The organism is Micromonospora sp. CNZ299 (genome assembly GCF_002754415.1).
This window is the reverse complement of sequence record NZ_PEFG01000001.1, coordinates 4,151,461-4,165,861: the sequence shown is the minus strand read 5'-3', so window position 1 is coordinate 4,165,861 and position 14,401 is coordinate 4,151,461. Positions and strand designations below refer to the sequence as shown.

Here is a 14,401-nt window from a genome sequence, read left to right as displayed (position 1 = left end):
TCAGGACGCGCCGAGGCGGCGGTCGATGAACGCGAAGAGCTCGTCGTCGCTGGCTTCGTCGAGCGTTTCGGTAACCGGTGCGGCCGCTCCGGTCACCTCGGCCCACTGGCCGGTGAGTGCTTTCAGCCGAGCCGCGACGCCGTCGCGTACGGCCAGTTCAGCGACCTCGTCCGGCAGGAGGGCGGTGAACGCCTGCTCCAGCCGGGCCAGTTCGTCGAGCAGACGCGGCGTACGGGCCGGGGCGAGCGTGCTCAGCAGGTGGTCGGCGAGAGCGCGCGGCGTCGGGTAGTCGAAGGTGAGCGTCGCCGGCAGGCTGAGCCCGGTGGCGGCGTTGAGGCCGTTGCGCAGTTCGACGGCCGCGAGTGAGGTGAACCCGAGGCCGGTGAACTCCAGGTCCGGGTCGACGGTGTGCGCCGCCCCGTCGCCGATCGTGGCGGCCACCTGGGTGAGGACCACGTTCAGCACCGTCTCGCTCCGGCCGGCGGGGTCGGTCGAGGCGAGCTGCTCGGCGAGCGTACGGTCCGGTCCGCGCCGGCTGGCCCGGCGCTTCGGTGCCTCCCGCAGCAGGCCGCGCAGCACCGCCGGCACACTGGCCGGGGTGGCCGTCGGGTCGAGCCGCAGCGGCACCAGGGCCGGTTCCGCGGCGCCGAGGCTCAGGTCGAACGCGGTCAGGGCCTGGGTCTCGGTCATCGGCAGGATGCCCGTGCGGGCCATCCGGGCCAGGTCGGTCCCGGCGAGGGTGGCGGCCATGCCGGCCGCCCACGGTCCCCAGGCCAGGGACGTGCCGGGCAGGCCGGCACGCCGGCGGTGGGCGGCGAGCGCGTCGAGGAACGCGTTGGCGGCGGCGTAGTTGCCCTGCCCCGGGCCGCCCACGACGCCGGCCGCCGAGGAGAACAGCACGAACGCGGTCAGGTGCCGGTCCCGGGTCAGCTCGTGCAGGTGCCAGGCGGCCTCGGCCTTGGGGCGCAGGACCGTGGCGACGCGCTCATCGGTCAGCGCGGTGACCACCCCGTCGTCGAGCATCCCGGCGAGGTGCACCACCCCGGTCAGGTCGGGGAGGCCGTCGAGCACCTTGGCGAGGGCGGCGCGGTCGGCGGCGTCACAGGCCACCACTGTGGCGGTGGCTCCGGCGGCGGCGAGGTCGCGGACGAGAGAGTCGGCGCCCGGAGCGTCGGGGCCCTGGCGGCTGAGCAGCACCAGGTCGGTGACGCCGTGCCGGGTGACCAGGTGGTGGGCGACGACAGGGCCGAGCCCACCGAGGGCACCGGTGATCAGCACGGTGCCGGTGCCCGGGCCGGCGGCCTCGTCGTCGCTCGCCACGTACGGCGTGAGGTCGGGGGTGAAGACGCCGTCCACACCGATGGCGATCTGGGACTGCTCGGCTGCCGCCGCGGCACGGATCTCCTCCTCGCCGGTGCCGGGTTCGGCGTCGACCAGGGTGAACCGGCCGGGGTGCTCCGACTGGGCGGCGCGGACGAGCCCCCAGACGGCGGCTCCGGAGAGGTGGGTGACGTCGCGGCCGGTGGCGCCGGCGGTGACCACGGTGAGGCGGGTGTCGTCCGCGATGGCCGACTGGAGGGCGCTGAGCGTCCGGGCGGTCGCGGTGCGGGTGGCTGCCAGGGGGTCGCTGCCGTCCGCCGCGATCCGCAGGATCACGGTCTCGGTGTCGCCGGTGTCGGGCAGGTCGATCGGCGTCCAGTCGAGACGGTGCAGCACCGACCGCGGCGCGTACGCCCGCAGTCGCAGGGCGGCCACGGAGACGACCGGGTCGCCGACGGCGTCGGCCAGCGTGACCTGGACCACGTCGCCGACGCGCAGGCGGACCTGGGCGGCGGTGGCGCCGGGCTGGTGAACGGTGACCCCGGACCACGCGAACGGCACCTTGGCGGCACCGTCGCCGGTGTGCTCGCCGAGGCCGAGGGTGTGCAGGGCCGCATCGAGCAGGGCCGGGTGGATGCCGTAGCCGCCGGTGTCCACCTCGTCCGGCAGGACGACGTCAGCGTGCAGGGTGCCGTCGGTGTCGCGCCAGGCGGTCCGGACCCCCTGGAACGCCGGGCCGTAGTCGAGGCCGCGTCGGAACAGCTCGTCGTAGAGTCCGTCCACGTTCAGCGGTGCCGCGGCGGCCGAGCGGCCCACCGGGAGGACCGGTGCGTCGTCGGTGGTAGCGAGGGTGCCGGTGGCGTGGGCGGTCCAGGTCGCGCCGTCGGTGCTGGCGTGGATGGTGACCGGGCGGCGGCCCTCGTCGGTGGCCGCGCCGACCCGTACCTGGATCTGGGCGCCACCCTCGTCCAGGATGAGCGGGGCGGCGAGGACCAGGTCGTCGAGGCGGTCGCCGGTGCCGGCGGCGAGGGCGGCTTCCACCAGCGCGGTTCCGGGCACCAGGAGGGCGCCGTCGACCCGGTGGTCGGCGAGCCACGGCAAGGTGGCGGCCGACCAGTGGCCGGTGAGGACGCGTTCCCCGCCCGCCTCGGCGAGGGTGACGGCGGTGTCGAAGAGCGGGTGGCCGGTGCGGTCGCGGCGCGCGGCGGCGGCCGGGCCGGCGGGCCAGTAGCGGCGGTGCTGGAAGGCGTAGGTGGGCAGCTCGACGAGGCGTCCACCGGGGTGGCACTGTGCCCAGTCCACCGCGACGCCGCGCACGAAGACCTGGGCCAGGGCGGTCAACAACGCAGTCGGTTGGTCCCGGTCAGAACGTTGCACGGGTACGAACACCGCGTCCGTCACACAGTCGGCGCCCATGGCGGACAGGACCCCGTCGGGGCCGATCTCCACGAACGTGCTGACGCCCAGGTTCTCCAGGGTGGCGATGCCGTCGGCGAACCGCACGGCCTCCCGCACGTGCCGCACCCAGTAGCCGGCGTCCTGCGTGTCCGCGATCTGTCCGGTCAGGTTGGACACCACCGGGATCCGGGGCTCCGCGTAGCTCAACGTTGACGCGACCTGAGCGAACTCGGCGAGCATGGGCTCCATCAGCACCGAGTGGAATGCGTGGCTGACCCGCAGGCGCTTGGACTTCTTGAAGTTCGCCGCCACCGCGGCGACCTCGTCGGCGGTCCCGGACAGCACCACCGAGCGGGGACCGTTGATGGCCGCGACGGACACGCCGTCAGTCAGCAGCGGCAGCACCTCCGCCTCGGTGGTCCGCACCGCGACCATCACCCCGCCGGTCGGCAGGGCCTGCATCAACCGGCCTCGGGCGGCGACCAGCTTCGCCGCGTCGGCGAGGGACAGCACCCCGGCGACGTGCGCGGCGGCGATCTCCCCGATCGAGTGCCCGACCAGGAAGTCCGGGGTGACACCGAACGACTCGACCAGCCGGAACAGGGCGACCTCGACGGCGAACAGGGCCGCCTGCGTGTAGGCCGTCTGGTCCAGGGCCTCCGCGTCGTTGAGGATCACGTCGCGGATCGGCCGGTCGAGGTGAAGGTCCAGCTCCGCGCATGCCGCGTCGAACGCCTCCGCGAAAACCGGGAACGACGCCAACTCCAGGCCCATGCCGGGCCGCTGGGACCCCTGACCGGAGAAGACGAACGCGAGCTTGCCGTCGACCACGTCACCGGTCACCAGGCCGGGATCCGTCCTTCCCTCGGCGACCGCGTCGAGGGCGTCCCGCCCGAGCACCACCGCCCGACGGGGGAAGGTGCCGCGCGTGCTGAGGGTGTGCCCGATGTCGGCGGGGTCCAGTCCGGGGTGGCTCTTCAGGTGGGCCAGCAGCCGGGTCGCCTGGTCGCGTACACCGTCGGTGGTGGTCGCGGTCAGCGGCCAGATCGTCGGCCCGGTGTGCGGCTGCCGGGGTGCCGGGGCGGGCTCGGGAGCGGCTTCGAGGATGACGTGGGCGTTGGTGCCGGAGACACCGAACGACGAGACGGCGGCGCGGCGGGGACGGCCGTCCACCGTCCACGGCCGTTCCTCGGTGAGCAGTGCGACGGCGCCGGCGGACCAGTCGATGTGCGGGGAGGCATCGTCGGCGTGCAGGGTGCGCGGCAGGACGCCGTGCCGCATCGCCTCGATCATCTTGATGATGCCGGCGACACCGGCGGCGGCCTGGGTGTGGCCCATGTTCGACTTGATCGAGCCGAGCCACAGTGGTCGGTCGTCGGGGCGATTCTGACCGTAGGTGGCGAGCAGGGCCTGCGCCTCGATCGGGTCACCGAGCACCGTGCCGGTGCCGTGCGCCTCGACGGTGTCGACGTCGGCGGCGCCCAGGCCTGCGCTGGCCAGCGCGGCGCGGATGACCCGCTGCTGGGCGGGACCGTTCGGGGCGGTCAGACCGTTGGAGGCGCCGTCGGAGTTGACGGCGCTGCCGCGGATGACGGCGAGGACCGGGTGGCCGTTGCGGCGGGCGTCGGAGAGGCGTTCGACCACGAGCATGCCGACGCCCTCGGACCAGCCGGTGCCGTCGGCTCCGGCGCCGAAGGACTTGCAGCGACCGTCGGCGGAGAGCCCACGCTGGCGGGAGAACTCGATGAAGGTGCCCGGGGTGGCCATCACGGTGACCCCACCGGCGAGCGCCATCGTGCACTCGCCGCTGCGGATCGCCTGGATGGCCAGGTGGAGCGCCACGAGGGAGGACGAGCAGGCGGTGTCGACGGTGACCGCCGGGCCTTCCAACCCGAAGGTGTACGCGATCCGGCCGGAGATGACGCTGCCCGCGTTGCCGATGCCGAGCAGACCTTCGACGGCGTCGCCGTCGGGGTCCAGGCGGGACACGTAGTCGTGGTACATCACTCCGGCGAAGACGCCGGTGCGGCTGCCGCGTACGGTCGCCGGGTCGATGCCGCCCCGCTCGAAGGCCTCCCACGAGGTTTCCAGCAGCAACCGCTGCTGAGGGTCCGTGGCGAGGGCCTCGCGTGGGCCGAGCCCGAAGAACGGGGCGTCGAAGTCGGCGGCGTCGGCGAGGAAGCCACCGGAGCGGGTGTACGAGGTTCCGGGGTGGTCCGGGTCGGCGTGGTAGAGGCGGTCCACGTCCCAGCCCCGGTCGGCGGGAAAGTCACCGATCGCGTCGCTGCCGGACTCGACGAGGCGCCACAGGTCCTCGGGTGAGCTGATCCCGCCGGGATAGCGGCAGGCCATACCGACGATGGCGATGGGCTCGTCGGCCCGGGCGGGCGCGGTGACCTCCGGGGGGCCGGTCACGTCGGCGCCGAACAGCGTCTCGTGCAGGTGGGCGGCGAGAGCGGCCGGGCTCGGGTGGTCGAAGACGAGGGTGGCCGGCAGTCGCAGACCGGTCGCCGCGTTCAGGCCGTTGCGCAGCTCGACGGCGGCGAGCGAGTCGAACCCGGTCTCCTGGAACGCCTTGCCTGGGGCGACGGCCTGACCCGAGCCGTGGCCGAGCACGCTCGCGACGTGGGTGCGGACCAGGTCGAGGAGCGCTTCGCGCTGGTCGGCCGGGCGTAGGGCGCCCAGCCGCTGGACCAGGGAGGCATCACCGGTGGCGGCCCGGGCAGTACCACGCCGCCCGGCCCGGACGAGGTTGCGTAGGAGCGGGTGGACGGTGGTCGGCGTGGTCCGCCCGGAGGTGAGCCGCAGCGGAACGACAGCGGTGCGCTGACCGGCCGCGTCGAGGAGAGCGAGGCCGTCCTCGGGTGTGATCAGGGCCAGTCCGCCACGGCTGATCCGCTGGACGGCGTCCGGGTCCAGGTCGGCGGCCATGCCGGCGGCCCAGGGTCCCCAGGCGAGCGAGGAGGCCGGGAGCCCGGCGCGGTTGCGCAGGTCGGCCAGGGCGTCGAGGAAGGCGTTCGCGGCCGCGTAGTTGGCCTGGCCGGGGCTGCCGAGCAGACCGGCCGCCGAGGAGAACATCACGAACGCGGTCAGCGGGTGCCCGGCGGTGAGTTCGTGCAGGTGCCAGGCGGCGTCGACCTTTGGTCGGAGCACCGCGCCGAGTCGCTCCGGCGTGAGTGCGGTGACCACACCGTCGTCGATCACGCCGGCGATGTGGACGACCCCGGTCAGGCTGCCCGCGCTGCCGATCACTGCGGCGAGAGCGTCACGGTCGGCCAGGTCACACGCCAGGACGGTGCTGGTCGCGCCGAGCGCGGCGAGTTCCGTGGTGAGGTCGGCGGCTTCCGGGGCGTCCGGGCCGCGTCGGCTGAGCAGCAGCAGGTCGGTGACGCCGTGACGGGCGACCAGGTGTCGGGTGACCAGCCGGCCGAGGGTGCCGAACGCGCCGGTGACCAGGACCGTGCCGGTGCCGAAGTCGTGGCTGGCGGCGGGCTCGGTGACCCGGGCCAGTCGGGGTGCGCGCAGGGCGCCGTCCCGGATCGCGATCTGCTCCTCACCGGTGGCGAGCACCGCGCCCAGTTGTTCGTCGCCGTCGGTGTCGATGAGCAGGAACCGGCCGGGGTTCTCGGTCTGGGCGCTGCGGACCAGGCCCCAGACTGCTGCGGCGGCGAGATCGGTGACCGGGTCGCCGGGAGCGCAGCCGACCGCGCCGCTGGTGACGATCGCGAGCCGGGTGTCCCGTTCGACGGCGTCGCGCAGCGCGGCCAGGACGGCGGCGGTGGTGGCATGGGTGGCGGTGACCGGGTCGGTGGGGTCGGTGTCGGGTACGCGCAGCACCTCGGTTCCGGTGCGGTCGGACGTGCCGGGCGCCTCGACCGGGATCCAGTCGAGGTGGTGCAGGCCGTCGGTGCTGGCGGTGCGCTGGGCGAAACGGCGCAGCACGAGGGAGTCGGCGGTCAGCAGGGTCCGGCCGACGGTGTCGGTGAGGTGGACACTGACGGCGTCGGTGCCGGCGTCGGCCAGCCGAACCCGGGCGGTGACCGCGCCGGCAGCCCGCAGGCTGACGCCGGACCACGCGAACGGCACCCGGGCCTGACCGTCGTCGCTGCCCAGGACGCCGAGGCCGAGCGGGTGCAGGGCGGTGTCCAGCAGCGCCGGGTGCACGCCGTAGCGGCTACCGTCCACTGTGTCGGGCAGCTCCACCTCCGCGTACACGGCGCCATCGGTGCCCAACCACGCCTGGCGCAGCCCGCGGAACGCGGGACCGTAGTCGAGGCCCCGGCGGCGCAGGGCGTCGTAGAGGCCGGTGGTGTCGATCGCCTCGGCCCCGGCGGGCGGCCAGGTGGTCGGCGTGGTGTCGTCGGCGCGCCCGGCGGTGCTGAGGGTGCCGGTGGCGTGGGTGGTCCACCGGTCGCCGTCGGAGCTGGCGTGGATGGTGACGGCGCGGTGGCCGGAGTTGTCCGCCGCGCCGGTGCGTACCTGGACCTCCACCCGTTGCTCGCCGAGGATCAGCGGGGCGGCGAGGACGAGATCGTCGACCTGGTCGCAGCCGACCTCGGCACCGGCGGCGAGGGCGAGTTCGAGCAGTGCGGTGCCCGGGACGACGACGTCGCCGGCGACCTGGTGGTCGCCGAGCCACGGCAGAGCGGTGCGCGACCAGCGGCCGGTGAAGATCCGTTCGTCGCCGTCGCCAGCGAGGGTGAGCATGCCGCCCAGCAGCGGGTGGTCGACCGCGTCGCCGTTGCCGGTGACCGTGGCCGCAGGCCAGTAGCGCTGGTGTTGGAAGGCGTAGGTGGGCAGGTCGATGAGGCGTCCGCCGGTCAGGCACTGCGTCCAGTCCACCGCGACGCCGCGCACGAAGACCTGGGCCAGGGCGGTGAGCAGCGTGGTCGGTTGGTCGCGGTCAGAGCGTTGCACGGGTACGAACACCGCGTCGGAAACGCAGTCCGCGCCCATCGCGGACAGGACCCCGTCGGGGCCGATCTCCACGAACGTGCTGACGCCTGCGGCCTCCAGGGCGGCGATGCCGTCGGCGAAGCGCACGGCCTCCCGTACGTGCCGCACCCAGTAGGCCGCGTCCTGTGCCTCCGCGACCTGCCCGGTCACGTTGGACACGACCGGGATCCGCGGCTGCGCGTAGGTCAACGTCTCCGCGACCTGAGCGAACTCGGCCAGCATCGGCTCCATCAGCACCGAGTGGAACGCGTGACTGACCCGCAGCCGCTTGGACTTGTACTTCGCCGCCACGGCTGCCACCTCGTCGGCGATCCCGGACAGCACCACCGAGCGCGGGCCGTTGATGGCCGCGACGGAAACCCCGTCGGTCAGCAGCGGCAGCACCTCCGCTTCCGTGGCCCGCACCGCCACCATCACGCCACCGGCCGGCAGGGCCTGCATCAGACGACCTCGGGCGGCGACCAGCTTCGCCGCGTCGGCCAGGGACAGCACCCCGGCCACATGGGCGGCGGCGATCTCACCGATCGAATGCCCCACCAGGTAATCCGGGGTGACACCGAACGACTCAACGAGGCGGAACAGGGCGACCTCGACCGCGAACAACGCGGTCTGCGTGTAGACCGTCTGATCCAGGTCGTCGCCCTCGGCGATCACGTCGCGGATCGGCCGGTCGAGGTGACGATCCAGCTCCGCGCAGGCCGCGTCGAACACCTCGGCGAACACCGGGAACGACGCCGCCAACCCCAGGCCCATGCCCAGTCGCTGCGATCCCTGGCCGGAGAAGACGAACGCCAGCCTGCCGTCGACCACGTCACCGGTCACCAGGCCGGGATCCGTCCGCCCCTCGGCCTCCGCGTTGAGAGCGTCCGGCCCGAACACCACCGCCCGGTGCGGGAACGAACCGCGCCGGGCGAGTGAGTGACCGACGTCGACCGGATTCGCGTCGAGGTACGGCAGCAGCCGCCCGGCCTGTGCGCTCAGCGCGGCCGGCTCGGCGGCGCCGAGTGTCCACGGCACCGGCAGCGTCGCCGGCACGAGCACGGCCTGCGGCTCCGGCACCACCTGCGGCTCTGGGGCGACCTGCGGCTCCGGCGTCGAGGGCGCTTCCAGGATCGCGTGAGCGTTCGTGCCGCTGATGCCGAAGGAGGAGACCGCGGCGCGGGCCGGACGGTCCACGCCGGGCCACGGCTGGGCCTGGGTGAGCAGGGACACCGCCCCGGAGGACCAGTCGACGTGCGGGGTGGGTGCGTCCACGTGCAGCGTGCGCGGCAGCACCCGGTGCCGCATCGCCATGACCATCTTGATGATTCCGGCGACACCGGCCGCCGCGACGGTGTGCCCGATGTTCGACTTGACCGAGCCGAGCCACAGTGGCCGATCGGCCGGGCGGTCGTGGCCGTACGCGCTGAGCAGGGCCTGCGCCTCGATCGGGTCGCCGAGTCGGGTGCCGGTGCCGTGCGCCTCGACCGCGTCCACGTCGGCCGGGGTGAGGCCGGCGTCGGCCAGTGCCGCCCGGATGACCCGCTGCTGGGCGGGGCCGTTCGGGGCGGTCAGTCCGTTGGAGGCGCCGTCCTGGTTCACGGCGGTGCCCCGGACCACGGCGAGGACGCGGTGACCCTTGCGGACCGCGTCGGAGAGCCGTTCGACCAGCAGGAGCCCGGCGCCCTCGGACCAGCCGGTGCCGTCCGCGCCCGCCGCGAACGACTTGCAGCGCCCGTCGGCGGACAGACCCCGCTGGCGGGAGAACTCCACGAACGCGTCCGGGCTGGCCATCACCGTGACGCCGCCGGCCAGGGCCAGGGAGCACTCGCCGGACCGCAGCGAGCGGACCGCCAGGTGCAGCGCCACCAACGACGACGAGCAGGCGGTGTCCACTGTGACGGCCGGGCCCTCCCAGCCGAGGGTGTACGCGATGCGACCGGAGGTGACGCTGGCCGCCGTTCCGGTGAGCCGGTAGCCCTCGACGCCGTCGGCGATCTGGTCACCGGTGCCGTAGCCGGAGAAGGACGCCCCGACGAAGACACCGGCGGGCTCGCCACGCAGGCCGGCGGGGTCGATTCCGGCCCGCTCGACCGCCTCCCACGCGGTCTCCATCAGCAGCCGCTGCTGCGGGTCCATGGCCAGTGCCTCGCGCGGTGAGATGCCGAAGAACGCCGCGTCGAAGCCGGCGACGTCGGCGACGAAGCCGCCGGCCCGGGTGTAGGAGGCACCGGGCTGGTCCGGGTCCGGGTCGTAGAGGGAGTCCAGGTCCCAGCCACGGTCGGTGGGGAAACCGGCGATCGCGTCGGTGCCGGACTCGACGAGCCGCCACAGGTCCTCGGGTGAACCGACGTCGCCCGGGTAGCGGCAGGCCATCCCGATGATGGCGATCGGTTCGTCGGAGACGCCGACGGCCGGCGCGGCGGTGTTCGCGGTGCGATCCGCGCCGGACAGCAGGGCATCCAGCTCGGCGGCCAGGACGGCGGCGTACGGGTAGTCGAAGGCGACGGTGGTGGGCAGGCGCAGGCCGGTCGCGGCGGCGAGGCGGCTGCGCAGTTCCACGGCGGTCAGCGAGTCGAAGCCGAGTTCCCGGAACGGGCGGTCGGCCGGGACCGCGTCGGCGGACTCGTGTCCGAGGACCGCGGCGGCCTCGCTGCGCACCAGGTGCAGCAGGTACGCGCGGCGCTCCTCGGCGGTGCGACCGGCCAGGAGATCGGCGGCCGGACCGCTGGGCTGTGCCTCGTCCGGCGCGCTGGCGAGCAGCGGCGTGAGCAGAGGGCTGTCGCGTCGTACCGTGAAGGCGGGTCCGAAGCGCGACCAGTCCACGTCGGCGACCACGACAGTGGTGTCGCCGGCGGAGACGGCGTGAGCCAGCGCGGCGATGGCGCGGGTCGGGTTCATGGCGGTGATGCCGCGCCGGGCGAGGTGGGCGGAGACGTCGGCGTCGGCCATGCCGCCGCCGGCCCACGGACCCCAGGCGATCGCGGTGGCGGGCCGACCGTGGGCGGCGCGGCGGGCGGCGAGGGCGTCGAGGTACGCGTTCGCGGCGGCGTATCCGCCCTGGTCGCCGCTGCCCCACACGCCCGCGATCGACGAGAAGAGCACGAAGGCGTCCAGGTCGCCGCCGAGAATCTCATCGAGGTGTCGGGCACCGAGCACCTTCGCGGCGCCGAGTTCGCTGATGTCGGCGGGGCTCAGGCCGGTGAGCGGCGTCAGGTGGGCGACACCGGCGGTGTGCACGACCGAGCGGACCGGTGTGCCGTCCGCGCGGAGCGTCGCGACGAGGGCGGCGAGGGCTGCGCGGTCGGTGACGTCGCAGGCCGCGGCGGTGATCTGGCACCCGGTTCCGGCCAGTTCGGTGGTCAGGGCGTCGAGGCCGGGCGCGTCCGGGCCACGGCGGCTGACCAGGACGACCCGGTCGGCGCCGGAGTGCGCGGCCCAGCGGGCGACGTGGGCGCCCAGCGCCCCGGTCCCGCCGGTGACCAGGACGGTGCCGGTCGGCTGCCAGGGTTCGCCGGCGGTGGCGGGTGCGCGGTCGATGCGGCGGGCATGCAGGCCGTCGGCGCGGACCGCGATCTGGTCCTCGCCGGTGGTGCCGGTCAGGACCGCGACGAGCTGGTCGGTGACGTCCCCGGCCAGGTCGACGAGACCGCCCCAGGTGTCCGGGACTTCGAGGGCGGCCACCCGGCCGAGGCCCCAGAGCGCGGCCTGGGCGGGGTCGGGCGCGATGCCGTCGGTTCCCGTGGTGACGGCGCCGGTGGTGACGGTCCAGATCGGCGCGGTGCTGCCGGCGGCGTCTGCCGCGCTGATGAGGGTGAGCAGGCTGGCCGTGGCGTCGAGGTCGCCGGTGCGGGAGGGCACGTGCAGGATGCCGGCCAGCCCGTCGGTGATCTCCGGGGCGATGGCGATGTCCGGGGTGGCGCTGTGGCGGGTCAGCAGGTCGTGCAGCTGCTGGGCGGTCGGGTCCGCCGGGTCGGCGACGATGCGCCACCGTCCGGCGAGGGCCTCGGTGGGCGCGACGTCGACGGGCCGCCAGCTCTCCCGGTAGCGCCACTCGTCGGGCGTGCCGCTCACGGGTTTCGGCAGGTCGGGCCAGTAGTAGCGGCGCTGGAAGGCGTAGGTGGGGAGGTCCACAGTGCGAGCGCCGGGGTGGCACGGCGTCCAGTCCACCGCGACGCCGCGCACGAAGACGTGGGCGAGGGCGGTGAACAGCGCAGTCGGTTGGTCCCGGTCAGAACGTTGCACGGGTACGAACACCGCGTCCGCCACACAGCCCGCGCCCATGGCCGACAGGACCCCGTCCGGGCCGATCTCCACGAACGTGCTGACTCCCAGGCCTTCCAGGGTGGCGATGCCGTCGGCGAACCGCACGGCCTCCCGGACGTGCCGCACCCAGTAGGCCGCGTCCTGCACGTCGACGATCTGCCCGGTCAGGTTGGACACCACCGGAATGTGCGGCTGCGCGTAGGTCAACGTCTCTGCGACCTGTGCGAACTCGGTGAGCATCGGCTCCATCAACACCGAGTGGAACGCGTGACTGACCCGCAACCGCTTGGCCTTCTCGAACTGGGCGGCGACGGCGGCGACCTCGCCTTCCACGCCGGACAGCACCACCGAGCGCGGACCGTTGACGGCCGCGACGGACACCCCGTCGGTCAACAGCGGCAGCACCTCAGCCTCCGTGGCCCGCACCGCCACCATCACCCCGCCGGTCGGCAGGGCCTGCATCAGGCGACCCCGCGCGGCAACCAGCTTCGCCGCGTCAGCGAGGGACAGCACCCCGGACACGTGTGCGGCGGCGATCTCCCCGATCGAGTGCCCGACCAGGTAATCCGGAGTGACGCCAAACGACTCGACCAGCCGGAACAACGCCACCTCGACGGCGAACAACGCGGTCTGCGTGTAGAGCGTCTGATCCAGGTCGTCGCCCTCGGCGATCACCTCGCGGATCGGCCGGTCGAGGAGACGATCCAGCTCGGCGCAGGCCGCGTCGAACGCTTCCGCGTACACCGGGAACGTGTCGTAGAGGTCCAGACCCATGCCGGGCCGCTGTGAACCCTGACCGGAGAACACGAACGCGAGCGGGCCGCGCGTGACGGTGTCCCGCACGACACCAGCCGTGCCGCGTCCCTCGGCGAGCGCCGTCAGCGCGGCGAGCCGTTCTGCCGGGTCGGTCGTGGTGATCGCGGCGCGGTGCCGCAGACCGGCGCGGGTGGTGGCCAGCGAGTGCGCGACGTCACCGGGGTCGGCGTCGCGGTCGGTGAGGTGACGGGCGAGGCGGGCCGCCTGGGCGTGCAGTGCGGCGTCGTCGTGGCCGGAGAGCAGCAGCGGCGCCGGGACGGTGACCGGCTCGCGGGCCGGCTCCTCGTCCCCGGGAGGGGCCTGCTCGACGATGACGTGGGCGTTGGTGCCGGAGACGCCGAACGCGGACACCCCGGCCCGGGCCGGGTGGTCGCCGGACGGCCAGGGACGGGCCTCGGTGAGCAGCTCCACCGCACCGGTCGACCAGTCGACGTGCGGGGTGGGCGCGTCGACGGACAAGGTCTGCGGCAGGGTGCGGTGCCGCATCGCCATGACCATCTTGATGATCCCGGCGACACCGGCGGCGGCCTGGGTGTGGCCGATGTTCGACTTGATCGAGCCGAGCCAGAGCGGGTCGCCCGCTGCCCGGTCCCGGCCGTAGGTGGCGAGCAGCGCCTGCGCCTCGATCGGGTCGCCGAGCACGGTGCCGGTGCCGTGCGCCTCGACCGCGTCCACGTCGGCGCCGGTGAGCCCGGCGTTCTCCAGGGCGGCGCGGATGACTCGCTGCTGGGACGGGCCGTTCGGGGCGGTGAGGCCGTTGGACGCGCCGTCCTGGTTGACAGCGGTGCCGCGGATGACGGCGAGCACCGGGTGGCCCAGCCGGCGGGCGTCGCTGAGCCGTTCCACCAGCAGCAGCCCGACGCCCTCACCCCAGCCGGTGCCGTCGGCAGCCGCGGCGAACGACTTGCAGCGGCCGTCCGCGGCGAGCCCGCCCTGTCGTTCGAACTCCTCGAACGCGCCGGTGGTGCACATGACGGTCGCCCCGCCGGCCAGCGCCATCGTGCACTCGCCCTGCCGCAGCGACTGGACCGCCAGGTGCAGCGCGACCAGAGACGACGAGCAGGCGGTGTCGACGGTGATGGCCGGGCCCTCAAGGCCGAAGAAGTACGACAGGCGGCCGGAGACCACGGCGGCCGCGTTTCCGGTGAGCAGGTGCCCCTCGTCGGCGATCGGCGTACGCATCAGCACCGACGCGTAGTCCTGGGTGTTGGAGCCGACGAAGACGCCGACCTGGCGGCCCCGCAGCGAGAGCGGGTCGACGCCGCCGCGCTCCAGCGCCTCCCAGGCCGTCTCCATGAGCAGCCGCTGCTGCGGGTCCATGGCGACGGCCTCACGCGGCGAGATGCCGAACAGCGCCGCGTCGAACTCACCCGCCGCGTCCAGGAAGCCGGCCGGGCGGGCGTACGAGGCGGCCGGGTCCCAGCCGCGGTCGTCCGGGAAGTCGGACAGGGCCCCGGCGCCGTCGGCGACGAGTCGCCAGAGGGCCTCGGGCGAGTCGACGCCGCCGGGATACCGGCAGGCCATTCCGACGACGGCGATGGGTTCCCGCTGCGCCTCGGTGAGTCGGCGGTGCTGGTGGCGCAGACGCTCGTTCTCCTTGAGGGAGGAGCGCAGTGCCTCGACGAGCTTGTCGTTGGAGGTGGCCATCATGAGCTCCGCACGTCGG

General features: G+C 74.1%; 1 protein-coding gene. It reads right to left on the bottom strand.

Annotated features, from left to right (window positions below; genetic code table 11):
- The gene (locus CLT68_RS33855; protein ID WP_486482233.1) at window positions 1-14,382 is read right to left on the bottom strand and encodes an SDR family NAD(P)-dependent oxidoreductase; all 14,382 of its coding nucleotides are present in this window, start codon (window positions 14,380-14,382) and stop codon (window positions 1-3) included.
- Between the last annotated feature and the right edge of the window lie 19 nt (window positions 14,383-14,401).